The sequence below is a fragment of the Streptomyces sp. NPDC101776 genome (assembly GCF_044766845.1).
Taxonomy (GTDB): Bacteria; Actinomycetota; Actinomycetes; order Streptomycetales; family Streptomycetaceae; genus Streptomyces.
In genome coordinates this window covers 513,479-537,308 of the sequence record NZ_JBIWMV010000002.1, presented here as the reverse complement: position 1 = coordinate 537,308, position 23,830 = coordinate 513,479, and the positions used below count along the sequence as shown (strand labels likewise).

General features: G+C 69.5%; 18 protein-coding genes. 13 read left to right on the top strand and 5 right to left on the bottom strand.

All coding sequences use genetic code 11. The features are described 5' to 3' along the window. The first annotated feature begins 7 nt into the window (after nt 1–7). From ACIRRY_RS08180 to ACIRRY_RS08170, 3 genes are all read left to right on the top strand, one after another. A complete protein-coding gene (locus ACIRRY_RS08180) occupies nt 8–1,048 on the top strand; it encodes a rod shape-determining protein (protein ID WP_403969167.1) in 1,041 nt (346 codons plus the stop codon). Next, nucleotides 1,045–2,466: a GAF domain-containing protein gene (locus ACIRRY_RS08175; protein WP_403970845.1), complete on the top strand. Its 1,422-nt coding sequence runs from the start codon at nt 1,045–1,047 to the stop codon at nt 2,464–2,466. The genes ACIRRY_RS08180 and ACIRRY_RS08175 overlap by 4 nt, the downstream gene beginning before the upstream one ends. A 261-nt stretch (nt 2,467–2,727) precedes the next feature. Continuing rightward, nucleotides 2,728–3,615 carry a DUF1932 domain-containing protein gene (locus ACIRRY_RS08170; protein ID WP_403969165.1) on the top strand — a complete coding sequence of 296 codons (888 nt, stop codon included), beginning with the start codon at nt 2,728–2,730 and terminating at the stop codon, nt 3,613–3,615. 1 nt (nt 3,616) lies between these two features. Here ACIRRY_RS08170 and ACIRRY_RS08165 read toward each other — a convergent pair whose 3' ends face one another. Continuing rightward, the gene (locus ACIRRY_RS08165) at nt 3,617–4,108 is read right to left on the bottom strand and encodes a hypothetical protein (RefSeq protein WP_403969164.1); all 492 of its coding nucleotides are present in this window, start codon (nt 4,106–4,108) and stop codon (nt 3,617–3,619) included. A gap of 60 nt (nt 4,109–4,168) precedes the next feature. Here ACIRRY_RS08165 and ACIRRY_RS08160 point away from each other — a divergent pair, with 60 nt between their 5' ends. The 8 genes from ACIRRY_RS08160 (at nt 4,169) to ACIRRY_RS08125 (ending at nt 12,618) form a co-directional block, all read left to right on the top strand. Next, a complete protein-coding gene (locus tag ACIRRY_RS08160; protein WP_403969162.1) occupies nt 4,169–5,410 on the top strand; it encodes a cytochrome P450 in 1,242 nt (413 codons plus the stop codon). A 223-nt stretch (nt 5,411–5,633) separates the two neighbouring features. Beyond that, entirely contained in the window at nt 5,634–6,764 is a 1,131-nt protein-coding gene (locus ACIRRY_RS08155; protein WP_403969160.1) for an acyl-CoA dehydrogenase, read from the top strand. A gap of 57 nt (nt 6,765–6,821) precedes the next feature. After that, the gene (locus ACIRRY_RS08150; RefSeq protein WP_403969159.1) at nt 6,822–8,123 is read left to right on the top strand and encodes a GNAT family N-acetyltransferase; all 1,302 of its coding nucleotides are present in this window, start codon (nt 6,822–6,824) and stop codon (nt 8,121–8,123) included. Beyond that, nucleotides 8,111–8,635 (top strand): type II toxin-antitoxin system RatA family toxin, encoded by a 525-nt coding sequence (locus ACIRRY_RS08145; RefSeq protein ID WP_403969157.1) that lies wholly within the window; start codon nt 8,111–8,113, stop codon nt 8,633–8,635. The genes ACIRRY_RS08150 and ACIRRY_RS08145 overlap by 13 nt, the downstream gene beginning before the upstream one ends. Beyond that, nucleotides 8,632–9,882 (top strand): aspartate aminotransferase family protein, encoded by a 1,251-nt coding sequence (locus tag ACIRRY_RS08140; RefSeq protein WP_403969155.1) that lies wholly within the window; start codon nt 8,632–8,634, stop codon nt 9,880–9,882. Before ACIRRY_RS08145 ends, ACIRRY_RS08140 begins: the two co-directional genes overlap by 4 nt. A gap of 52 nt (nt 9,883–9,934) precedes the next feature. After that, nucleotides 9,935–10,261 carry an acyl carrier protein gene (locus ACIRRY_RS08135; protein ID WP_403969153.1) on the top strand — a complete coding sequence of 109 codons (327 nt, stop codon included), beginning with the start codon at nt 9,935–9,937 and terminating at the stop codon, nt 10,259–10,261. Next, on the top strand, nt 10,258–11,529 hold the full coding sequence (locus tag ACIRRY_RS08130) for a beta-ketoacyl-[acyl-carrier-protein] synthase family protein (RefSeq protein ID WP_403969152.1): 1,272 nt from the start codon (nt 10,258–10,260) through the stop codon (nt 11,527–11,529). The genes ACIRRY_RS08135 and ACIRRY_RS08130 overlap by 4 nt, the downstream gene beginning before the upstream one ends. A gap of 54 nt (nt 11,530–11,583) precedes the next feature. Then, the gene (locus ACIRRY_RS08125) at nt 11,584–12,618 is read left to right on the top strand and encodes an SDR family oxidoreductase (protein WP_403969150.1); all 1,035 of its coding nucleotides are present in this window, start codon (nt 11,584–11,586) and stop codon (nt 12,616–12,618) included. On the opposite strand, the gene ACIRRY_RS08120 is transcribed toward ACIRRY_RS08125, so the two are convergent. Next, entirely contained in the window at nt 12,549–13,157 is a 609-nt protein-coding gene (locus ACIRRY_RS08120) for a hypothetical protein (RefSeq protein WP_403969148.1), read from the bottom strand. The genes ACIRRY_RS08125 and ACIRRY_RS08120 overlap by 70 nt on opposite strands. 78 nt (nt 13,158–13,235) lie before the next feature. Here ACIRRY_RS08120 and ACIRRY_RS08115 point away from each other — a divergent pair, with 78 nt between their 5' ends. Continuing rightward, nucleotides 13,236–13,874 carry an SMI1/KNR4 family protein gene (locus ACIRRY_RS08115; protein WP_403969146.1) on the top strand — a complete coding sequence of 213 codons (639 nt, stop codon included), beginning with the start codon at nt 13,236–13,238 and terminating at the stop codon, nt 13,872–13,874. A 62-nt stretch (nt 13,875–13,936) separates the two neighbouring features. Here the strand turns inward: ACIRRY_RS08115 and ACIRRY_RS08110 are convergent, their stop codons facing one another. The 3 genes from ACIRRY_RS08110 to ACIRRY_RS08100 form a co-directional block, all read right to left on the bottom strand. Next, entirely contained in the window at nt 13,937–18,334 is a 4,398-nt protein-coding gene (locus ACIRRY_RS08110) for a Tat pathway signal protein (protein WP_403969144.1), read from the bottom strand. 143 nt (nt 18,335–18,477) lie between these two features. After that, nucleotides 18,478–18,720, bottom strand: a complete 243-nt coding sequence (locus ACIRRY_RS08105; RefSeq protein ID WP_403969142.1) for a hypothetical protein — start codon at nt 18,718–18,720, stop codon at nt 18,478–18,480. A 107-nt stretch (nt 18,721–18,827) separates the two neighbouring features. Further along, nucleotides 18,828–19,376 carry a hypothetical protein gene (locus tag ACIRRY_RS08100; RefSeq protein ID WP_403969140.1) on the bottom strand — a complete coding sequence of 183 codons (549 nt, stop codon included), beginning with the start codon at nt 19,374–19,376 and terminating at the stop codon, nt 18,828–18,830. 1,945 nt (nt 19,377–21,321) lie between these two features. Here ACIRRY_RS08100 and ACIRRY_RS08095 point away from each other — a divergent pair. Beyond that, the gene (locus ACIRRY_RS08095; protein WP_403970843.1) at nt 21,322–23,433 is read left to right on the top strand and encodes a LamG-like jellyroll fold domain-containing protein; all 2,112 of its coding nucleotides are present in this window, start codon (nt 21,322–21,324) and stop codon (nt 23,431–23,433) included. The last annotated feature ends 397 nt before the right edge of the window (nt 23,434–23,830 follow it).

Below are 23,830 nucleotides of genomic sequence, written 5' to 3'. Positions count from 1 at the left end.
ACCTGCCATGACCGTCAGTCTGGAGCAGTTGCGCCGCTGCCATTTCGCCGTCGACCTCGGCGCGGCGCGCACCCGCGTCTACGTCAAGGGTGCCGGGCTCGTCGTCGACCAGCCGTCCGCCGCCGCCGTCAACACCCGGACCGGCGCGCTGATCGCCGTAGGAGAGTTCGCGGAGAAGATGACGGGCCGTACGCCCGACTACATCCGGGTCGTGCGGCCGGTCTCCGGCGGGACCGTCGTCGACATCGAGATGGCGCAGCGCATGCTGCGGCATCTGATCGGCGACAAGGTCCGCCGCGCGCTGCGCCGCAAGCCCCGGCTGCGGGCCGCGGCCTGCACCCCGCACGACGCCGATCCGCTGGCGCAGCGGGCCGCGATCGAGACGCTGGTCGGGCTCGGCGCGCGCCGGGTGGAGCTGGTCGACACGCTGATCGCCGCCGCCGTGGGCTGCGGGCTCCCGGTCGAGCGGCCCGAGGCCACCATGATCATGGTGTGCGGGGCCGCCGCGACCCAGGTCGCCGTGCTCTCCCTCGGCTCGATCGTCACCGCCGAACGCATTCCGGTCGGCGGCGAGGCCGTGGACCACGCGATCGTCCAACACCTGCGCCACGAACACGAGTTGATGCTCCCGAGTCAGTCCGTACGTCCGCTCCAGCTGGCCCTGTCCGGCAACGGTCTCACCCCGCACGGCCCGACCACCACCGAGATCCACGGGCGGGACGTGGCAAGCGGCCTCGCGCGTTCCGTACGGGTCGACACCGCGGCCGTACGGGACGCGATCGAGACCCCGCTGACCGCCGTGCTCGACGGCATCGGCCGGGTGCTGCGCAACTGCCCGCCCGACCTGGTGGCCGACCTCGCGGACCGCGGCATCATGATGGTCGGCGGCAGCGCCCTGCTCCCCGGCTTCGACCAGATGCTGCGCGCGGCGACCGGGATGCCGGTGCACATCGCGGAGCGGCCGGACGTGTGCGCCGTACAGGGCCTGGGTTACATGCTGGAGGGCAAGATCGAGCCGCTGGTCCTGGACCCGCTGGCGAGCGCCTGAGCCCGGACCCGGCCGGCCCGCGGGCCGGCGTCCCCGCTCTCTCCCGGCTCCTCGAAGCCGTCCTGAGCGTCGGTTCCGAGCTCGAACTGCGCACCACGCTCCAGCACATCGTGGACGGCGCCGCCGAGTTGACCGGCGCGCGGTACGCGGCGCTCGGCACGACGGACCCCGGGCAGGACGGCCTCACCGAGATCAGTACCGGCGGGGCCGAGCCGCCGCCCACGGACGTGCTCAGCGTGCCGATCCACGTCCACGACGAGGTCTTCGGCCACCTCCACCTCGCCGCGAAGCAGGGCGACGCCCCCTTCACCGCGGAACCCTTCACCACCGAGGACGAGCAACTCCTGCACGTTCTCGCCGCCCAGGCCGGCATCGCGATCGGCAACGCCCGCCTGTACGAGACAGCCCGGCAGCGCGAACGCTGGATCGAGGGCGCGGCGGCCGTCACCACCGCGCTGCTCACCGGCGAGAGTGTGGCCGACGCGCTGGTGACGGTCGCGGAGGGCGCGCGGGCCCTCGCCGACGCCGCAGCAGGCGTCATCCTCCAGCCCACCCCGGCCGGCGGCATGGAGATCGTCACCGCGTCCGCCCACGAGGACCCGGGCGACATCGTCGGTACGACCATCGAGCCCGGCAGCCCCGTCCTCGTCCAACTCCTGGGCGGCGAACCGGTGTTCATCGACGACTCGGCGACCGACCCACGCATGACGACGCATGTACGGCACCGGTTCGGCCCCAGCATGATGCTCCCGCTCCAGGCGGAGGGCCGTCTCATCGGCACCCTCGCCCTCCCCCGCCTACCGGGCGACCGCCCCTACACGGCCGTAGAACGGCTGCTGGCAACGCAGTTCGCGTCCCAGGCCGCCCTCGCCCTGGTCCTGGCCGACGCCCAGCACGGCCGCGAACGTCTCGCGGTCTACGAGGACCGGGACCGTATCGCCCGCGATCTGCACGACCTGGTGGTCCAACGGCTGTTCGCCACCGGCATGTTGCTGGAGTCGACGCAACGCAGGGGTGGTCCGGCCGATCCGGCCCACGAGGTCCTCGGCCGCGCCGTCGACGAACTCCAGTCGACGATCCAGGAGGTCCGCACGGCGATCTTCGCCCTGCAACAACCACCGGCGGAAGTTCCAACGGGCCTGCGCGGCCAGGTACTTCGGGAGGCGGCGGCCACCCTCGCGTTCCAGCCCTCGGCCCGCTTCAAGGGCCCGGTGGACACCCTCGTCCCCGACCGGGTGGCGACCCGGCTCCTCACCGCCCTGCGCCGCGCCCTGGCCACCGCGTCCCGTCACCCCGACGTCTCCCGCCTGGAGATCACGGTCGACGTGACGACACCGCTGCCGGACGGCCGGGACGCCGTACGCCTGAGGGTGTACGACGGCGCGGGCACGACGGTGAGTTGGCGGTCGCCCCTGTGAGAGGCGGCCGCTCGCGTCAGTGGGGCAGGCGGTCAGGAAGGCAGGCGGTCAGTAGGGCAGGATCCGCCCCGACGGCGTCCTGCGGTCGATGGTGTCGTCGCGGGGCGCGGCGGGCCGGCGAATCACGCGAACACGGATCTGTCGGTTCATGGCGCCCTCCCGAGGCTCATATCTCCTATGCCCCTCTCCTATGCCCCACACTCTTCCTCGCGACGTTCAAGAAAATCTTCCTGGTCACGGCGGCCTCGTACGGTGGGTGCCATGACCACGTTCACGCTTCTGCATCCCGGCGCCATGGGCGCGAGAGTCGGCGGCCAGGCCACCCGTACGGGCGCCCGGGTGCTGTACGTCCCCACCGGCCGCAGCGCCGCCAGTCTCCAACGGGCCCGGGAGGCGGGCCTGGAGCCGGCCGAGTCCCTCGAATCGGCCCTGGCCGTAAGCGACTTCGTGCTGTCGGTCTGCCCGCCGCACGCGGCGGAGGACGTGGCGCACGAGGTCCTCGCGCACCCCTTCCGGGGCGTGTACGTCGAGGCCAACGCGATCAGCCCGGACCGGGCGAGGCGTATCGCGGCGGTGTGCGCGGAGCGCGGTGTGCTGATGCTGGACGGCTCGGTCGTCGGCGGCCCACCGGGACCGGGCAGTACGCCGCGCCTGTATCTGAGCGGCGACGGCAAGCAAGTCGCCCGCGTGGCAGGGGTGTTCGAGGACACGTGGGTGGTGGCCCGCCCGCTCGACACGGAGAGCGACGCCGGTACGGGTGCCGGTGCGAGTGCTGGGATCAGCGCCGGGATCGGTGCCGCGTCGGCGTTGAAGATGGCGTACGCCTCGTACCAGAAGTCGGCCCGTGTCCTGGCCGCCGTATCGCACGCCCTTGCCGCGCACCACGGCGTGGCGGCCGAACTCGCGCGTGAGGCGGGCTCGTTGACGTCCAACATCCTCGCCGAGACCGATCAGCTGTCCAGCGTCGCGGCGCGGGCCTGGCGCTGGGCACCGGAGTTGGAGGAGATCGCGGCCACCCTGGACACGGCGGGACTGCCGCCGGAGCTGGCCCGGGGCGCGGCGAGTGTGCTGCGCCGGTGGGACGGCGACAAGGACCGCTTCGACCTGCCGTTGGAGGAGGTGCTGGGGCACCTCCGGACGGAGGGGTGACTCAGGGCCCGAAGGAGGCCGACGCGGAGGGCCCTATGCCGCGCAACTCCTCTACGGTTCCGCCGAGTCGGGCCCGGAAACCCTCCAGCAGCTCCGGCCGCGCGCTGACGACCCAACGGGTGCCGACGAGGTACTTGCCGCCGTAGACGGCAGCGGTGTCGAGCCAGGTCACCTTGTACCGCTCCTCGGGGAACGTGGTGATCCGGTAGTCGCCCTGCTTCGTGCTGCACAGCCCCTCGCGCAGCTCCGCCGCCTCGATCCGGATCTCGGCGGTGCAGCCCGTCAGGCCGGCGATCACCTCGACCTTCGCCGGCGCGACGACTCCGGCCTCGGGAGCGGCGGTCACGGCCGCCACCCGCTTCCGCTCCGCCGCGCTCTCGCCCTCACCCCCACCGCAGGCCACGGCGAGCGGGAGCAGGGCGAGCGCGGCGCCTCGACGGAGGCGGGCGGTGTGTCCTCGGGAGGGTTGTCGTGTCTGTGTGCGGGGGGTCATGTCAGGGGGTACGGAGGTGTCGCGGCAACCGTTCACCGTGTTGCCGCCACCATGAGGATCATGACGCACCACACCTCGGCCACCGCGACGGACACCGGCGCCGCGATCCTCGAAGCCCTGCTCACCGACGGGGGAACGGCCGATCCCCATCCACTGTTCGAGCGGGCCCGGGCGCTCGGGCCCGTCCTGCCCGCCGGGGACGGACTTCTGCTGGTGACCGGTTACCGGGAGGCGGAACGGCTGGCGCGCGACCGGGCGTTCGGGATCCTGTCCGGGGAGGCGCGCGAGTCGCCCGACTCCGCCGAGCACATCTCGCGGCGGATCGTCGCCGCCTCCCTCCTGGAGACCGACCCGCCCCACCACACCCGTCTCCGGTCCCTGATCACCTCGTTCTTCGGGGCCCGCAGGATCTCCTCCTTCGAACCGCGGATCGCGGCGGCGGTGGACGACCTGCTCGACGGGATGCCGGGCCACGCGGGCCCCTCCGGCACCGTCGACTTCATGGAGGCCTTCGCCTCCCGGCTGCCGATGGAGGTGATCGGCGAGCTGATGGGCGTACCGAAGGAGGACCGGCTGAGGTTCCGCGCCGCCGCGTCCGCCCTCACCCTCACGCTGGAACTCGCCCCGCCCGCCGACGCGGTGGCGGCGGCCGACATCTCGGTGGCCGAACTCGTCGACTGCTTCGCGGACTTGGCCGCCCGGCGCCGCGTGGATCCGCGCGACGACCTGGTGAGCGCGCTGGCCTCGGCGGCGGACGGAACGGACGCCCGCCTCAGCGAGCACGAGATGCTGTCCATGTGCGTGCTGCTGCTCGTGGCCGGCTTCGACACCACGGTCAATCTGCTCGGCAACGCCGTCGCCCTGGCCTTCCAACACCCCCTGGCGGCAGGCGAGTTGCGCACCGGCCGGCTTCCCCCGCCCGCGTTCACCGACGAGGTGCTACGGCTCGAATCCCCCGTCCAGTACGCGGCTCGGGTACCGCTCTGCGAAGGGCTCGACGCCGGCGGGGTGCCCGCGCCGCTCGGCACGATCGCCCTGGTGTTCCTCGGGGCCGCCAACCGTGACCCGAGGCAGTACGACCGGCCGACGGAGTTCGACCCGCTGCGCACCGGTCCGCAGCCGCTGGCCTTCGGCGGCGGCGCCCACTTCTGTCCCGGTGCCCCGCTCGCCAGGCTGGAAGCCAACATCGCGCTGCCCGCGCTGCTGCGGCGCTTCCCCCGGCTGCGCCCCGCCGGAGAGCCCGTCAGGAGGCGCGGACTCATGATGCGCGGTCACGAACAACTGCCCGTGACCCTCGGCTGACATTCGCACCGGCGTTCCCCGCCTCCCCCGTTACGGGTATGCAATGCCGCCCAAATCATACTCAAACAGACAGAAAACAGAGAGTGCGATTGAGGGGATAGTTAAGCTGCAATGCGCAAATACATCACATATCGATGCATTTCTTTTCTCTTTCCCTTTCTCTTTCCATCCTTTCCCTCCCCTGTCCCACCGGCTCCCCACCGCCGGACGAGAGGCACCTCCCGTGAAGTTCCTGCACCATGAACGCGCCACCCTCGAAGCCCTGTTGCCGGGGCTGGACGCGGCCCTGGCGCGCCGTCCGCTGGCCGAGCTGGAGAGCGCGCCGAGCCCCGCCATCGCCGAGTTCCGCGCGGCAGGCGGGCCCGCCCTGCTGGTGCCCACCGAGAACGCGGGCATCGGCGCCGGTCCCCTCCAGGCCGTACGGGTGCAGCGTGCCGTCGGATCGCGCTGTCCCTCGCTCGCGGTGGCGACGACCATGCACCACTTCTCGATCGCGGGACTCGTCCAGGCCGCCCGCTACGGGAGTGGCACGGAGGGTCTGCTGCTCGAAGCCATCGCGAAGGAAGGGCTGTTGCTCGCCTCCGGCTTCGCCGAGGGCAACACCGGACAGAACATCCTGGCGCCCCACATCACCGCCCGCCGCACGGACCGCGGAAGCATCCTGCTGAACGGCAGCAAGATGCCGTGCAGTCTGTCCCGTTCGATGGACCTGCTGACCGCCTCGGTCATGATGACGGACGACGACGGTGTCGACCGGCTCGCCGTCGCCCTCGTCCCCGTCGGCTCACCGGGACTTGAGGTACGGCCGTTCTGGAGCTCCCCGGTCCTCGCGGGCGCCGAGAGCGACCAGGTCGTGCTCACCGACGTCGAACTCGACCCCGAGATGGTGGTGTTCACCCAGGTCACCGCCGACGCCGTCCCCGACGAGCTGAACATCGCGGGCTTCCTCTGGTTTGAACTCCTGCTGACCGCCGGGTACATCGGGATCGCCAGCGCCCTTGTGGAGCGGGTCCTCGACAAGGCGGGCGGCCCGCAGGACCCGACGCCCTTCCTGGTCGACATCGAGGCGGCGATGCTCGGCGTCGAGTCGGTCGCCCGGGCCATGGACACCGAGGCCTGGAACGACGCGCTGCTGGTCGACGCCCTGTCGGCCCGGTACGCGGCACAGGACGCCATCGCCCGCACCGGCACGGCCTGCCAGGCGGCGCTCGGCGGCATGGCGTTCATCACCGCGCCCGACAGCACGTATCTCGCGTCCGCCGCCACAGGTCTCACCTTCCACCCGCCGTCCCGGGCCCGCATGGGCGCCCCCCTGCGGGACTTCCTGAACGGCGCGCCCTTGCGTATCGGCTGAGCACGGTGCCGACAACGAACCGGAGCGGGTGGACCGACGAACAGAAGCGGGTGGCCCATGAAGCGTGAAGGTGCCGGTGTTGGTGTTGGTGCCGGTAGGGGTGTCGCCCGCCGCGTCGACGTGCTGCGCTCGATCGACTTCCTGCCACGGTCGGTCTGGCGCGAACTGGCCCCGCCGGACGACCCGATGTGGTCCCGCGCCGTCTTCGAGGCCATGGAGAGCGGTGCCATCGGCCCCGACGGCTATGCCTACCTGGTGGTCCGCAGCGGCCCGCGCACCGAGGCCGTACTGCCGCTGTCCCTCTTCCGGAATCTGCGCCTGGACGACGTCGTCGGCCCCGACGGGCGCCAACTCCTCACCCCCGTACGGAAGATGGCTCCCCGCCTGCTGCGCGTACCGATGCTCTTCTGCGGCAACTTCCTCGGCCAGGGGCACGTCCTCACCGCCGGGCCGCTCACCGACGAGGTCGGCCGGGTGCTGGTCGACGCGGTGCTCCGGTTCGCGCGGACCGAGCGCCTCGGCACCGTGGTCTTCAAGGACTTCGCCCCGGCCGGCCTCAACCCGCTGCGTGGCGCGCTCAGTTCGGCGGGATTCTTCCCCGCGCGAAGCATGCCCGACACCGAACTCACCCTGTCGGCGGCCACGTTCGACAAATACATCGAGCAACTCCCGGCCAAACCACGGCGCAACGCGCGCAGCAACCTCCGTAAATTCGCCGCCCACCCGGGGCTGCGGATGGAGACCGTTGAGGACTTCCGGCCGCTCGTGCCGCAGATGCTCGGCCTCTACCGGCAGGTCATGGAGCGGGCGGACCAGCGGCTCGACGTCCTCGACGCCGGTTTCCTCACCGCCCTCGCGGCCTCCCCCGGACCGGACCGCCGGCTCGTGGCCTGTTTCGACGGCGAGCGTCTGGTCGCCTTCCTGCTCTGCCTGTTCAGCGGCTCCGGCGCCACCGGGGCGCGGATCGGCCTCGACTACCCGCTCGCGCACGACGCCCGCCTCTACCACAACGTGCACTACGCGGCGATCCGCCTGGCGCTCGACGCGGGCTGCCGGCACATCCGCTTCGCGCAGACCGCGTACACCCCCAAGGTCGAGCTGGGCTGCCGGCTGGTCGAGCAGTCGTACGCGATGACCCATCTCCGTCCGCTGCCGCGCGCGTTGCTGCGCCGGCTGCTGCCCGCGGCCCTCGCGGCGGCGCGGACCCAGGCGCTCGGCCCGCATCTGCCCGCGCGGGCCACCGCCCGTCCCCCGAACCGCGCCGACCCAAAAGCTTGCCCCGAGTCCGACCCCAGGCCCGACCAAGAACCCGCCCAAGAATCCGACCAGAAAGGTGCCGCCTCCCCATGCCCCGAGTAGAGGTCGAACTCCCCATCGCCGTACCGCCGGAGGCCGCGTGGGCCGCCGTCGTGGACGTGGAGTCCTTCGCCGCGTGTATGGACAGCGTGGACTCCGTCACGATCACCCGGCAGACCGACGACCGTCACCGGACGAGCGCCTGGGCGGTACGGCTGAAGGGTTCCGTGCTCCAGTGGACCGAGGACGAGGTCATCGACCCGGTCGCCCGCCGCTTCGACTTCCGCCAAGTCACCGGTGATCTGGGCGAGTTCGTGGGCCACTGGGCCGTACGACCCGCGCCCGGCGGGCACAGCACGGTCTCCCTGGACGTCACGTTCGACATCGGCATCCCGCTCCTGGCCGACCTGCTCAACCCGGTCGCGGCGGACGCCCTGCGGGAGAACGCCGCCCAGATGCTGTCCTCGCTGGAGCGCCGACTGCTGGCCGAAGAGGAGCAAGGGCCGGGGGACGTAGACCGGTTGACGGTTCTTCCGCCCACCCGGGAAGCCGAAGAGGAGCACGACCGCGTATGACCACCGCATTCGGCGCCCCCGTCCCGTCCGACACCTTCGATCTGATCCGGCGCCACCTCTCTCCCCGGCTCGCCCTCACCGGTTCGTTCGCGGGCCGGGGCGCCACCGAGATCTCCGCCGACGGCTGCCGGGTGACGCTGTCCGACGGGCGTACGGCGCTCGACTTCGGTTCGTACGCCGTCACCCTGCTCGGCCACCGGCACCCGGACGTGCTCGCCGCCGTACGCGGGCAGCTCGACGCGATGCCCACCTCGACCCGCAGCCTCGCCAACCCAACCGCCGCCCGTGCGGCGGCACATCTCGCGGAGTACTTCCAACAGGCCCTGCCCAAGGTGTACTTCGGGCTCAACGGCGCCGACGCGGTCGAGGTCGCCGTCAAACTCGCGCGCCTCGCCACCGGACGAAGCAGGGTCGTGGCGGTGGACGGCGGCTTCCACGGCAAGTCCCTCGGCGCGCTGGCGCTCACCCACAGTCCGCTGTTCCGGCGGGGTCTGCTGGGCACGGAGGTCGACGTCGTGCACGTCCCGGCCGACGACCCCGGCGCCGTGCTGCGCGAGGTCCGGGGCGGCGAGGTCGCCGCGGTCGTCTTCGAACCCGTCCAGGGGGAGAACGGCGCGAACGTCCTGTCCGTCGACGTCCTGCGCCAGTGGTGCGCGGACGCGGCACGCCACGGCACGTTCACCGTCTCCGACGAGATCCAGTGCGGGCTGCGCAGATGCGGGGAGCGTTCCGTCGCCCTCGCGGCCGGTCTGCCCGTCGACGCGGTCCTGGTCGGCAAGCCGCTCGGCGGAGGGGTCGTACCGCTGTCGGCGCTGGTCTGCTCCGAGGAGTTGTACGCCCCGCTGAGCGCCGATCCCTTCCTCCACTCGGCGACCTTCGGGGGCCATCCGCTGAGCTGCGCGGCGCTGCCCGCCGCGCTCACCGCGATCGAGGGCGCGGCCGGACACGGCGCGCGACTCGCCGCCGCACTGGACCGCGCACTGGTCGAACTCGCCGACAAGCACGGTGAGTCGATCGCCGAGATCCGCGGTACGGGCCTGCTGCGCGGTATCGACTTCAGCTCACCCGGAGTGGCCGGCTCGGTGGTGGTCGAACTCGCCGGCGCGGGACTGCTGGTGTCGCCGTGCCTGGGCCGCCCGGGCACCGTACGGCTGCTCCCGCCGCTGGTCAGCACCGAGGCGGACCTCGCGGAGGCGGCCGACATCCTCGACACGGCGATCGGCGTGGCGGCACGGAGCGCCGCGTGACCGGCCGTACCTCCACACCGGCCGTACCCCCGCAGAAGAGAGAAGGGCACACATGGACCTGAACACACCGATCGACCCGAGCACACCGATCGACCGGGGCGGCACGGAGACCGCCGCCCAACCGGCGCTCAGTCGGGCGGAGTTGTCCCTCACCGTCCGGACGGCCGTGTCGGAAGTCCTCGGCACGGAGGTGGACGACATCAGCGAGACGACCGACCTCGGCAACGACTTCGGCATCGACAGCCTGGAGTTGATGGATGTCGGCGCCCGGCTGGAGAACGCCTTACGGGCCAAGATCCCCGTCTCCGACCTCGTGGAGGCCAGGACCGTGGGCGACGCCGTGGACCTGCTGGTGCGGCGGCTGGGGAGGCCCGTATGAACGGCACTGCCTCTTCTTCGGGTCCTTCCAAGCGGATCCGGGTCGTCGTCACCGGCCTTGGGGTCAAGTCGCCCGCGGGCAACGACGTCGAGGCGGCGTACTCGCGGCTGTTGGCCGCCGAGTCGACAGCCGCCGTAGCGAAGCACCTGGTGGAGGCGGAGCGTGAGGTCGCCGTCGAAATGGCGTGCCTGGTACCCGAGTTCGACATCGAGGCGTACATCACGCGGCGCGAGCGGCGTCAACTCGACCGGGCGGCGGAGCTGTTGCTCTGTGCCTCCGTGGACGCGGTGTCCGACGCGGGCGAGTCGGCCCTGGCCGACCTTCCGTCCTCGCGGGTGGGTGTGCAGGTCGGCACGGGGATGGGCGGCCTGGGGACGATGGAGGGCACGACCTTCGACTACGGCGCGCACCCGATGACGATGCCGGTGCACACCGTCCCCAGGACCATGGCGAACTCGCCGGCCTGCCGGGTGGCGATGCGCTACAACTTCCGTGGCAACTGCGCGACTTACGCCACCGCCTGCGCGAGCGGCACCACCGCGATCGGCGAGGCCGCGCGCCGTATCCGGTACGGCGAACTGGACGCCGCGGTGGCGGGCGGCGTCGACACACCCGTCACGACCACCATCGTGGGCGCCTTCGCCAAGATGCGGGCCCTGTCTCGACGGAGTGAGGAACCGGACCGGGCCAGCCGCCCCTTCGACACCGACCGCGACGGCTTCGTCATGGGCGAGGGCGCCGCCGTACTCGTCCTGGAGCGGCGGGACCTGGCCCTCGCGCGGGGCGCCAGGATCTACGGCGAGATCACCGGCTACGCGGCCAACTGCGACGCGTTCCACATCGCGGCACCGGACCCCGAGGCGGCCACGGCGGCCGAGTGCATGCGCCTCGCCCTCGCGGACGCCGGGCTCGCGCCGGCCGACATCGGGCACATCAGCGCGCACGGCACGTCGACGGTGCTCAACGACCGGGCGGAGGCGACCGCGATCCATCAGTGCTTCGCGGGACAGTCGCCGCCGCTGACGGCCGCCAAGGGCGTGAGCGGCCATCTCATCGGCGGATCGGGCGCGTTGGAGGCGCTGCTGGGTCTGCTGTGCGCCGACCGGGGTGTCGTTCCGGCGATCGCGAACACGCTCGGCAGCCCGGAGGCCGAGCTCGTGGACGTGGTGATCGGCAGGCGCCGCACGATCGCGCGCGGTCCGGTGCTCTCCAACTCCTTCGGTTTCGGGGGGCAGAACGCGTGCCTGGTGCTGGTGCCGCCGGGGTGACCCGCCGCCGGTCCCTCCTCTCTCCCTCCCCCGACTCACGGAACGGTCAACACCATGCGAACCCTTGTCACCGGCGCCACCGGTGTGGTGGGCACCGAAGTCGTCGACCGACTGCGCGCGGATCCCGGCTGCCCCGGGTCACTGACCCGGGTGGCCCGGCGGGCGTCGGACGCGGCGGTGACGACCTGGAACATCGGGAGCGAGCCGCCACCGCCGGACCTGTCCGGGCACTGGGACGTGATCGTGCACACCGCCGCCTCCACCCGCTGGACGATGAGCAGGGCGGAGGCGGAGGCGGCCAACGTGGACCCGCTGCGGGCGGTGCTCGCGCTGGCCGACCGGGACACCCACGTCGTTCAGGTGTCGACGGCGTACGTGGGGGGAGTGCGGGCCCAAGAGGACCTGCGGGGACCGGAGTTCGAGGGATACCGCAACGGCTACGAGTGGTCGAAGGCCGCCTGCGAGTCGGTGGCACGCGAGGAGCACGGCGGGCCGCTGACGATCGTCCGGCCGCCGCTGATCGTGGGCCGGCGGGACGACGGGCGGATCGCCCGTTTCTCCGGGCCGTACACGATCATCCACGCCCTGGTCTCCGGCCTGGCCGCGGTCGTCGTCGGCGACCCGGACGGTTACGCGGAGATCAGCCCGGTGGACGATGTGGCGGAGGCCGTCGCCTCGGCGGTGCTCGCCAGTCCCCCGGCCCCGGCCGCTCCACGCGTCGAGGTGATCGCGGGCGGGGTCGGCAGCCTGCGCCTCTCCTCGATGATCGAGATCGCCTGCCGGACCCTCAACGAGTTCCGCGCACAGCACGGCGCGGCCCCCGTCGAACAGCCGCCGTTCGTCCCGACGAACACCTGGAACCGCTTCTTCCTGCCGCTCGCGGATCAGTACCTGTCGCCGTTCCAGCACCGGGCGGTCCAGCTGCTGGCCATGTTCCAGAGCTACACGAGCATGTCGTCACCCTTCGAACCGACGCGAACTGTCCATGATCCGGGGGCGGTTCTGGAAACGGCGGTACGTCACTGGGCCGCGCGGAAACCTCGGCTGGCGTTGGCCCGGCCGAATCCTTGGACTCTGCTGGCGGTGTGAGGGAGGGACGCGCGGGGCCGGGGTTCCCGTGCGTCTCCTCCGGGGTGCCCGAAGTGGGTCCGGAAACCGTCAGGCGCCCGCGAAACCGGCGAGCGCGAGACAACCCGCGACCGGGTCGCGTCGTATCCCCGAAGGCCGAGCTTCTCGGAAAGCCGACGCGCTTGGGCGGCGAGTTGATCCAGTTGCTCCAACTCCGAGGACACGTTGACGAGTTCGGCGACCGGGCAGCCAAGTTGCCCGGCGTGCTCCTCGCGCGCCTCGCCCGACCGTCGCAGTTCTCTCTCGGCTCTCGCGATGTGCGCGCGATCCTGTCGTACGCGCGACAGGCGGTCGACCGCCACCTCGACGTCCATGGCCGCCGTGGGCACGTTGGGCACGGCCTCGGGCACCGTGCGCAGTGCGGGCAGGGCGGCGGACTCGGTCGCCTTGTGGTTCGTGCCCTTCGATCGGGCCGAACCGGTGCGTACGACGCTGCCGGGAACCGGCTTCTCGCAGCGGTGCCGGTCCTTGGCGCACCACTCCCTGATCAAGGTGACCACGATCGGTGGCTCTCCTACGGCATCCGCTTGCGCCACAAGTGCACGGCTATCCACATCCGCAACTCATAGAGTTGTCACATGAATGACGACCTCGACGTTGCCATCGGCCGCCTCGACACATGGCTGGAGGGCAACGCGCCCGCGGACCATGCCGCCCTGAACCCGCCGGCGACGCAGGAGGACATCGATGCCATCGCCGACCGTCGGTTCCTTCTGCACCCCGATCTGGTGGCGTGGCTGAAACGCCACGACGGGGTCGCGGCCACGAAAGGTCACAACGGCCCCGGCGTCATTCTCCCCGAGGGGTTCGTCCTGCACACCGCCGCGGGAATGCGTGCCGGTCAACGAGCTCTGGAAGAAGCGATATCCGAATGGGTCGACGAGAACGAGTCGGAAGACCCGGACCTGCGGGACATCTATGACGGGGTGTATGGATACCTGTTCCATGTCCGATGGGTTCCGATTGCCACGGACCTGACCGGAGGCAAGCTCATCGTCGACCACCGTGACGGGGACCGGTTCGGAAACGTGCTCTACGGTCTGCAAGCCGGGGACAACGAGGGCCCGGTGAAGGTGTGGGACAGCCTGTCCCACATGTTCCGAGATCTCCTCGCCGCCCTGACCGAGGGGACGGAAATTCGTCTGCCCGACTATGCGGCTCCGCTGACACCACGTCTCGTCGGCGGCGACGGCCAAGCCTTCGTACGGTGGGAGTAGTGCGGGGCGGCGGTCCGAAACGTGGATATGTCGGGCCGCCGCCCTGGCGAGTGGGTCAGGAACTACGGGGTGACCACGCAGATCTCATCGGGGCGGCAGCCCTCCACCGACGGTGCCTTGATGTAGAAGGCGTCATCGTCAGCCATGCGCGCCAGCGTGTAGAAGGCTGAGAGGCCCCGACCCGCGGCCTCGTTCTGTGCCGCCGACATCGAAGCCCGGCCGCACACTTCGTTCCACGTGGGCGGCGGATATCCGTCATCCGGATAGAGGCGCCACTTCCCGTCGCTGTCACTTTTCTGCGCGTACAGCTGGACGCACTCGTCTCCGTTGGTTATGGACTGACCCCCGCTCTCCTTCGTCGCAGCGAACGGAAACTCGTCACACTGTCGGCCGTCGGGACTGTTTGTCGTCGCTTCGGGCGTGGCCTTGATGTTGGGCGTGAACGAGTTGGGGCACACCTTCCGCCTGTTCGCCTCCCGCACTGTCTGGTCCCTCTCCCGATGGAGGGGCGTCTTGTATTCCTCACTGCCCGGGTGTGACGGCAACTCCTCGCGCAACAGCCAGTAGTAGGCGGCGGCAGCGGGGTACTTCGCGGTATTCATGGTGAACGTCGGAATGTGCCTGTAGAAGATACAGCCGGTTGAATTCGGGACCGATACCCCGTTGTCACACCGGACCTGATCGAACAGGGATATCTCTGGTGTGTCGACCGGAACGAGGCCCTGCCATTCGGGGCTGTCGGCCTTGAAACTCAGGAACACCCCGCGATCGAATGCCTGAGAGGTACCGGCTGTCGGCGCGGTCCACGTGTTCGCCTTGGTCGCACTGGCCCAGTGGCGGTCAAGCAGACCGGTCCATGTCGCGTCGCTCCAGTTCGTGGTGTACGTGGCATCACAGTCGGGGGTACAAGGGGTATCCCAGTAGTCCAGTGACACGGCGCCGAGAGCGACATCCATGTCAACGGGGACGATCGACATGCGTTCCGTGAACGTGGCCGTGTTCACCGTCTTGGTTTCGACGAACACGTTGAACGCCGCGGAAGCGGTCTCCACGACTCCGTCGGGATCTTTCTTCGTCCAGTGGACCAGCGTGGTGAACGCCAGGCAGCCCTCACGGCGTTCGATCGTGTAGGTCTGCGCCAGACCCACCTGAGCGCACCATGGGACCAGGGTTCCGGGGGGAGCGCCTGCGGCAGCGGACACTCGCGCCGTCGCCGACGGCTTGGCCAGCGGCTCGAAAGTGACGCACTGGCGGCCCTGACCATTTTTCAGGCCCTCAGAGCACGAGTCGTCCCCGGTGCGCGAGCCGAACAACGGATTGGGCACCACACCGGGAGGAGCGGGCTGCTCCTGCTGGTCGTCGTCGACGAAGTCGACGTCCGTCGCGTTGAGGTCCGGGTCGGGTAGTTCCAGACCTGCGATCCTGCCGCCCGGCACGTTGAAATCGCCGGGAACGAAGGCGACCGCGCTCCACGCTATGTCCTTGTCCGCGGTTCCGTCGCTGGTGGTGTTTGAAAGTCTCACCTCGGGCGTCATGCCGTTGAAGCGGAAAGCGCCGAGGGAAACCCACTTGTTGGACTCGTTCGCGGACTGATCGACCGTCACCTTCTGGGTGCCCAGGGCGGTATCGACCTCGTAGACGGCCTTCTTGGCCTGCGCTCCCGTGTCCGGGATGTTCACGTAGACCATGGCCTGTTTCTTGTCGAGAGGCCCGCTCAGCTTCCATGACCCGTTGACGGTCATCTTGCCGCCCTCGCCCCCCAGTTGATCGGGGCTGCGTTCATGGGCGTACCAGAAGTGGCCGTCGTAGCCGCCGCCGATCTGGTGCAGGTCGGCTTTGGCGTCGTACTGGCCCAGGCCCGGTCCGGTGGCGTTCGGGTCGGGGTTGAAGGTGAACTGGAACGAGCCGTCCGTCGCGGTCGTTCCGCAGTCGCTCCAGGTGTCGGTGCCCGCGGGGACGGACTCGACGACCTTGGCGCCCGAGGGTGCTCCCGAGCAGACGGGGGTGCCGTACTGGAGGCGGGTGCCGCGGCCGGGTTCGTTGATCGGGGTCACGTATTTGATGTTCTCGATGCCGCAACTGGCGGAGCAGTCGGACTTCCAGGTGGTGTTGGCCTCGTGCCACCAGTACTGGGTGTAGCAGCCGGCTGTGGGGCAGTCGGGCGGGCTGGCCGTGTCGCAGTTGTTCTTGGTGTTGCAGAACGCGTCGAGTGGCGGGGTGGCGTGGGCCCGGCGGTATTTTCCGCTGGCCGGGTCGATGACGGTCCCGTTGGTGCCGTTCCAGGAGGCGGGGCGGAAGCCGGCGGAGGAGAAGCCGGACTCGCCCGGCCAGTCCTGGCGGCCGGAGGTGGCGTAGGAGTGGCCGGTGTCCTGGGACCAGGCGGCCCAGCCCATCACCTTTTCCTCGTAGGGCCAGTTCTGGGGGTGAGCGGCGTCCTTGTTGGCCAGCGGGTCGAGGTCGGTGTTCATGAACGCGAGCCGGGACGCGGGGTAGACGGGGTTGGCGGGGTTGTTGTACCAGCCGAGGCCCCAGTTGCCGTTGGTGCCCGCGTCGGCCTTGGTGTTGAAGCCGAGGTTGTAGTTCCACACGGCGGTGAACCAGTTCTCGGGTTTGGCCGGGTCGTCGTTGTTCACGGCGATCGTCTGGCCGGACTCGTGCACCTCGTTCCACTTGTCGGCGAGGATGTAGAGCGAGGCGGCGATGTTGGTGGCGTAGTCGACGGCGATCGCCCGCTGCGTGGCGACCGGGAGGGAGGTCTCGCCCTCCTTCTCGTGTCCGGCCAGCCGCATGCCGTCGGTGACCTGCCCGACGCCGTAGCCGCAGTCGGACTTGTCCCAGCGGATGGTCCAGAAGTCGTTGAGGGTGCCGCCGGTCTGATGGCCGTAGAAGCCGTCGACGGCCGCGAGCGGGTTGCCCATCTGGCCGGGGATGGCTCCGGATTCGGCCTGCCACAGGTTGGACTCCTGGGCGAGGATGCCCAGTTGGACCTGTGCGGGGATGTTTCCGCCGCCGGTCAGCGGGGGTTTGGGGAACAGGCCCTGCGGGTCGATGGTGGAGATCCCGGTCTGTGAGCGCCAGCCGCCCTGCGCGATCAGGTTGGAGCGCAGCTTTCCCTGGACGGCCATGTCCACGGCCCATTCGACCTGGTTGGGGGTGGGCTGGAGGGCCTGGGTGGCGACGTCGTTGCGGGGTACGGAGCACCAACGGTCGGTGTCGACGGGGTCGTTGGCCCTGGAGTCGGCGGCCGTGGTCGCCGGGCCCGTCGTCGATGTCTGCGGCTTCGGGGAACCCGTCAGCGTCGGCGACGGTTTACCGCCCGCGGTGGTGCCGGGCTCGGCGGCCTTCTGGCTGGTGTGCCGGCCCGTGCCCGGCACTGCGGCGTTGATGGTCAGGGCGTGGTTGGTGCGGCCCGTGGTCGTCTGGGCCGCCGGTTGCTTGGTCGCGGTGCCGGTGAAGCCGCGGCCGGCGTTCTTGATGGTGGCGATGCCCGACTGCACCGCCGGTGAGACGACCGGGTCGACGGCCAGGCGGCCACGGGTGGAGAGGTCCGCGTCGGGGGAGACGGCCAGCGCCTTGATGCCGCCGGCCTCAAAACCCTTGCTGTGGTTGGCGTTTCCGGTGAGATAGACGGTGCCGTCGGTGCCCTGGCGCAGGTTCATCGCGGTGAGCTTGCCGCTCGCTACGGTGGTTTTCCTGCCGTGCGCGTACGTCTGCACGGTGGCGTCGGTGTTGCCGGTGCGGTCGATGTAGCCGACCGTGCCGTCATCGGCCACGCGGATGCCGTACGGGGCGTGTCGCGTGGCGGCGAGCTTGGTCGTCCTGCCCTTGCGGTCGACGTGGACGAGCCGGTTTCCGGCTGCGGCGATCACGCCGTCCTTGGTGGGGACGGCCGAGGTGATCTCACCCTCGGCGGTGGTGTCGGCGACCGTGGCGCCTGTGGTGTTCACCGTGACCAGACGGGTTTTGGTGTCGCGCAGCGCGGTGAAGACGGCGGTGTGCGTGACCGGGCTGCAGGTGGGGTCGAAGTAGGCCAGGGACGCGGTGAACGGCAGTTTTACGACGCTTCCGTCGTCCAGGTTCACGATCGCGGTGAACGCGCCGCCCATCATCAGATCGGGCTTGTTGGCGAAGGTGCGGGGAGCGTAGACGACGGCCGCGTGCTGGTCGTCCATGACACAGCTGTTGCCGATCCAGGTGTCGGCCGGGAGTTGAGGCTCGCTCAGGACGGCAGCCGTCCTCCAGGCGTATCCGTCCTTGCTGTCGGCGACCAGGAGATGAAAGCCGTCGCTGTCGGCCGCCGCGGTCACGGCCCGGTCGGCGGAGGTCTTCCAGCCCTTCCCGAGAACGGTGTCGCGATCCTTCAGCGGGACCGCCGACGTGGACTTCTCCTCAGAGGCGACGGCCGGTTTCTGTGTCGATTTCTTGGGCGTGTTCGGTATCGCCGCTTGTGCGGTGTTCATGGTGAAGGTGGAAGCGATCAACGCGGTTGCTGCGGTGACAACGAGTGCGGATGACTGTCTCCTCCTTCTTCCCCGTGATGGATAGCGCATGATGTCGCGGTCACCTTCCAGTGAATGGTCGGTCGGCCGAATCGCGCGCGCCTTCAATGGGTTTCCGGCGCGTCGATGTGGCTCTTCGGCTGCTGCGTAATGGGGCCGAGATGCGGCCCGCCCACGGTGTCGGCCTGGCTCCTGACGCCGTGGGCGAGCACGCTTTCGATGCGGAACGTGTTTGAGGCGGAACGTGTTTGAGCCGGCCCGGTCGACACCGTCACCGACGCTGACATCGATGTCGTCATTGACGAGGCTGTCGGATCCCGGATGCTCGACACCGGGAATTCCGCCATCCTCGGTTCCGGAAATGCGCCCGCCGGTCAGAAATGCCAGGGCGAGGGCGAGGATGATATTCCCCGGGCGAAGACAGGTCCGCGGGATCGAACGTGCGGCGGTCGCGTCAGTCGCACGTGCCGACACTGAGGTAGTTGTCGACGTCGACCTTGCCGCTCGCCTCCTCCATGTAGGAGTACGCCCGGCCGCAGTAGCCCTTGTTCTGATAGACGGGACCGGCGTACGAGGAATAGGCGCCGAAGTCCTGCGTGTCCGCGGTGGCGGTGTAGTTGTCGGCCAGCCGGACGCCCATGTACCGGGTGGAGCCGAGGTCGTTGAAGAACACGGCGCAGATGGGGCGGTCGTAGAGGTGGTTGGTCCCGCTGTAGGTGTTGTTCCACCAGGTGTAGGCGGTGCCGTAGGTCCCGTAGCGGGCGGCGCCGGTGGAGACGGTGTAGCCCGCGCCGCACACGTTCGCGGCCGCGGCCGCCGCGACGGCGTTCGACTCCAGGATCTCCTTCGTGCCCGCAGGCGCGTTGGCCGCCATGGCCAGGCCCTCGGCCTGTCCGCCCGCGAACTGCACTGTCCCTACTGGTGTGTTCGCGCCAGACTCGGCCGCCGAGGCGTACGGCGCGACCGTCATGACGCCGAGCACGGCCGTAGCGGCAACACACACACGTAATACAGTCCTCAATTTTACTCCTCAAGTTAGACATGACCATGTCATGTCGATGTCGGTTCCGTCAGGCAGAGCATCAGGACGGGAAGCGGGCGGCCCATGCGGCGCGCGAAACGCGCGTTCGAGCTCACCGGAATTTCGCGAGGCCGTACAGAATTCTCCTGCACATTTGACTCTGCAAGCCTCTTATAATCCCCCCGCGGGCGCACCATAATTCAGACTTGAAAGCCCAGAATTGGAAGCCGGACACGCCACACGGCACCGATACGGACGGCGACACCGATGTGTCACCAGTCCCGGGTCAGAGATTATCCCCCTCCGTTGAGCACTCGATGCCCACAACCGCGAGGAAGGTCCGGATTCAAGAACACCGGACTACACGTGCCCCCACGCCTCACGGTCAACAGGAGCTTATATCAGGCCCAGCGGCCACGAAAGGAGTTTCTGGACCACAGAGGCCCGATTTACTGGGCGATACCGTCACGGACAGTTCCACACCACGCCTGTTTTCTTTCTATTTAAGACACCTTTATCCTGTTTGTCGACTTTCTTGTGGGCTGTCGGATTCCATTAGGAGAATCTCAGCCACTCACATGCATGCTCGCCGGTCGGCCGGCGCATTCCAAGCCTGGATTGAGGGCGGCTGACCCGTTGGCCAGCGGATTATCGAGGTGTTGCATGATCAGGTCGACACCAGTTCTGGGCTTGTGATTTTCAGCCGAATCAGGGACCGGGCCGAGCTCGAATGTCTCTGCCTCGGCGCGAGCGGAAAGTAACCGATTCGAGAATGTGGCCTTGCTCATACGACCGAGCTCGAATCCACCGGTGAATGAACCTCTTTCATCCCGAGTATCCGCAGATCAGTAGGGTGTGGGCGGCAGCGGCGATGCGTTCGACGCCGCTGGTTGAGCGGCGGGCTCGGCGGAGGGGGCGCCAGGTCTTCAGTTGGGCGAGGACAGGTTCGCCGGGGCACGGAGTGGGGCGTGGACCTCGCGGACCGCGTCGGAGCCGACCGCGCCCTCGATCAACTCGTCAGCTCAGTGGTCACCGCGGTCTCCGGCAACCCACGACTGCTGCGCCGTACCCGTCGGCAGATCCGCAGCGTTGCGATCCGCCACGACATCGACGACCCGCGACTGCCCTGGGCCACCCACCCGCTGCCCGAGGATTCCCTGGAACCGCTCGCCGAGTGGTCCCGGGCCTCAGACCGGCTGGCTGGCCGACTGCGGAAGGCTTCCTCCGGGCGAGGAGACCATCGGCAGCCTGGCAGGCATCCTTACCGAGGCCGACTCCCAAGGCTTCGACACCGTCCTGGACCACGGGCGGCGCAACCACAACGCGTGGGTGCTCTTCCGGGAACGGATCGGCAGCTCGACCGGGACGAGCTCCAGAGAACTTCCTGGACGAGCACGGCAGCGACCTGCGTGCGCCCGAGATCGAAGCCCTCCTCGGCCAACAGCGACGACCCGATTTCAGGAGCGCCCCGCGGCAGCACAGCCACGCGACCAGTCCTCCGCCCCACAAGCACGTCAGAAACAGGGGCGTCGGACCATGGACGACCCACAGGTATCCCGTTCCGATCCTTGTGTCCGACCTGCGTCCAGAACGCTGCCCGGATGGCCACGCACACCTGATTCACGGACCCTCTCCCCAGCTGAGGGGAGGGTCTCGACACCATGCGCAGCGGATTTTCTTTCCGACGAGATGGTGATCGAACACCAACAGCAACCGCATTTCCGTGCCCCTGCCCGGCCTCCCCGGCGTTGTTGGCTGTTCTGCTTCGACGACACCGAAGTTCTGGACCAGACCGGCCAGGAAACCCTTTCCGTGCTGTCAGTGGTCTCTGTTAGCTTCAGGCGCTCGCGTGATCCACGAGCATCAAGTACTCACAGGGGAGGGCCACTTGACCAGGTTCGCAGGGACAGGCAGACGTAGACGCACGGTGGTGGGGAGCTGTGCGGCGGCACTGTTGGTCACGGCTGCCGGGACGGCGTACGCGGTGGACAACCTGCCGCCGAACCAGCCGCTCGTCCAAGACCTCCAGTCGGGTGGCAAGGCATGCGCGACCGGTGACGACACGCCATACGTTTCGGCGCCGCCCAGGCTCAGTGCGGTGCTGTACGACCCGGAAGAGGACAACCAGCCCTCCGAATCCAGCCCGGTCAGTGGCGAGTTCGAAGCCTGGTGGACGGACGCGGCCGGAGTGAAACAGCAGCGGACCTACACCACCATCGTTCTTACCTCGGGGCAGCGCCAGTACTGGACGATGCCGAACGACATCCCGGCGAACACCGTCGTCTCCTGGCATGTCCGCGCGAACGACGGCAAGGCGACCTCCCCGTGGAGCGACGAGGGCGACGGCTCGGTCTGCTCGTTCGTGTACGACGACGTGAGCCCGGAGAAGGCGACGATCACCTCTCCCGAATACCCCAACCCGGAGGACGTGTTCTGGGTGGACGGAGTGGGCGTCTACGGCCACTTCACCATGGACTCGCCTTCCGACGACGTGGTGTCGTACACGTACGGCTTCACGGGCGGCCCCTACGGCACGGTCTCCGCGGAACGGCCGGGCGCGCCCGTGACCATTCCGTACCTGCCGCTCTCCGCGGGACCCAAGTCGCTGACGGTCCGCGCGATCGACCGGTCGGGCCGAAGCAGCGGGGAGTCGCACTACGACTTCAACGTGCAGGCCGGCCGTGCTCCCGTCGCTCGCTGGAAGCTGGACGACCCGGCGGACTCCCACTCGGCCGCCGCCGAGACCGGCGCCCCCGCCCGTGCCGGGACCGGCGTGACCTTCGGCGGCCCGGCGCCCACAGGCACCACGGCCACCGCCACGGTCGCCCTCGACGGCAGCGACCAAGGCTTTCTCACCCCGGACGCCCCGGCGGCCGACCTCCGTAAGACCTTCGCGGTGAGCGCGTGGGTACGGCCCGCCGAAACCGACCGGAACATGACCGTCGTCAGCCAGGATGCCGACGGGGCGCCCGGCTTCGACCTCGGGCTGCGCAGCCAGGACTCCGGGCCCGCCTGGTCGTTCACGATCGACGGCGCGCAGGTGTCCGGCGGCGCCCCCGAGACCGGCGAGTGGGCCCATCTGCTGGGGCTGTACGACGCCGAGACCGGAAAGGCGCGGCTGTACGTCAACGGCCACGAGGCCGGGACCGCGGCCGACGCGACTCCCGCCGAGGCGGCCGGCGCCTTCCAGATCGGGCGCGCCCTCGGTGCTGCCGGCTATGGGGACCAGTGGCACGGGGACATCGGTGACGTACAGGTTCACGACCGGGTCGTGGTGCCGGACGAGGTAGCCGAACTGGCCTTCCGCAAGCCGAAGTTGCACGGCCACTGGTCGCTGGAGAACGCGACGGACGGGGTGAGCCCCGAGCAGTCGGACGGCGCGCCGCTGCGGCTCGGCACGGGGGCTTCGATCTACCGGGGCTCCGACGACTCCTGCATCCCGGACATCGACCCGGACTGCACCTACGTACCGCCGCCACTCGTCGGTGACGGGCATCTGCTGCTGGACGGCGAGAGCGGGTACGCCGCTGCCGACGGGCCCGTCGTGGACACCGGGGACAGTTTCACTCTCGGCGTCGTCGTACGCCTCGCGGACTCCGAGCCCGCTCACCCGATGGCCGTACTCTCGCAGGCAGGCGAGCACACCGACGCCTTCGAAGTGCGCTACGAGCCGTCCACGCACACCTGGCAACTCGTGATGCCGGAGAAGGACGAGGCCGGAGCCCCCGAGAAGGTGGTGTCCCAGATCGTGGGCGCGGACGGAGGCCAGGGCCAAGGCCATCGCCTCGCCGTGGTCTACGACGACGCCACCGACACGATCAAGCTCTACCTCGACGGGTACACCAACGCCCAGGCGACCGCGAGCCTCACCGACGGCTGGCACAGCACAGGTGCCCTCCAGATCGGCAGGGCCAGGTCCGACGACGGCTGGGGCGAGTACCTGCACGGCGCCGTGGACGAGGTACAGGCCTACTCCGGCGCACTGAGGGACGGCGACGTCCTTGGCCTGGGGCACGGTACGGATCCTTGTCTGTGCTGAGACGTCATCCACTTGTCGATCACGGGGCCTGCCTGGTCGAACAGAGTTCCTGATCGAGTGAGCACGTGAGGGCCGACGCATGACAGCAGGGCCTCTTGGCAGTTCGGGGTTGCGCACCAAACCGATCACCAGGAGGCCCTGTTGCCGCAGTCCTTCGCGTCCGCGTGTGTGGAGTCCAACTCGGCGTCCCTGTCGTGTGACTGCCTCGCGCACAGGTCCGGCAACGTGGCGGACCGGCCGGACCGAATACCGAGGGCTCCGGCATGACGGGGGCGGAGTGGCGGGTGGTGCGGCCGTTGTCGCCGGTTCGGTTCCGGCCTGGCTGTTGGCCGGCAGCGTCTCGTAGTCACGCACCAGGTGACGCGGCTCCTCCACCTCGCCGAGACGACCTCCAGCC

Coding starts and splice junctions, on each gene's coding strand:
- ACIRRY_RS08180 (WP_403969167.1), top strand. CDS start 8: ATGACCGTCAGTCTGGAGCAGTTGCGCCGCTGCCATTTCGCCGTCGAC.
- ACIRRY_RS08170 (WP_403969165.1), top strand. CDS start 2,728: ATGACCACGTTCACGCTTCTGCATCCCGGCGCCATGGGCGCGAGAGTC.
- ACIRRY_RS08165 (WP_403969164.1), bottom strand. CDS start 4,108: ATGACCCCCCGCACACAGACACGACAACCCTCCCGAGGACACACCGCC.
- ACIRRY_RS08160 (WP_403969162.1), top strand. CDS start 4,169: ATGACGCACCACACCTCGGCCACCGCGACGGACACCGGCGCCGCGATC.
- ACIRRY_RS08150 (WP_403969159.1), top strand. CDS start 6,822: ATGAAGCGTGAAGGTGCCGGTGTTGGTGTTGGTGCCGGTAGGGGTGTC.
- ACIRRY_RS08145 (WP_403969157.1), top strand. CDS start 8,111: ATGCCCCGAGTAGAGGTCGAACTCCCCATCGCCGTACCGCCGGAGGCC.
- ACIRRY_RS08140 (WP_403969155.1), top strand. CDS start 8,632: ATGACCACCGCATTCGGCGCCCCCGTCCCGTCCGACACCTTCGATCTG.
- ACIRRY_RS08135 (WP_403969153.1), top strand. CDS start 9,935: ATGGACCTGAACACACCGATCGACCCGAGCACACCGATCGACCGGGGC.
- ACIRRY_RS08130 (WP_403969152.1), top strand. CDS start 10,258: ATGAACGGCACTGCCTCTTCTTCGGGTCCTTCCAAGCGGATCCGGGTC.
- ACIRRY_RS08125 (WP_403969150.1), top strand. CDS start 11,584: ATGCGAACCCTTGTCACCGGCGCCACCGGTGTGGTGGGCACCGAAGTC.
- ACIRRY_RS08115 (WP_403969146.1), top strand. CDS start 13,236: ATGAATGACGACCTCGACGTTGCCATCGGCCGCCTCGACACATGGCTG.
- ACIRRY_RS08110 (WP_403969144.1), bottom strand. CDS start 18,334: ATGAACACCGCACAAGCGGCGATACCGAACACGCCCAAGAAATCGACA.
- ACIRRY_RS08105 (WP_403969142.1), bottom strand. CDS start 18,720: ATGGCGGAATTCCCGGTGTCGAGCATCCGGGATCCGACAGCCTCGTCA.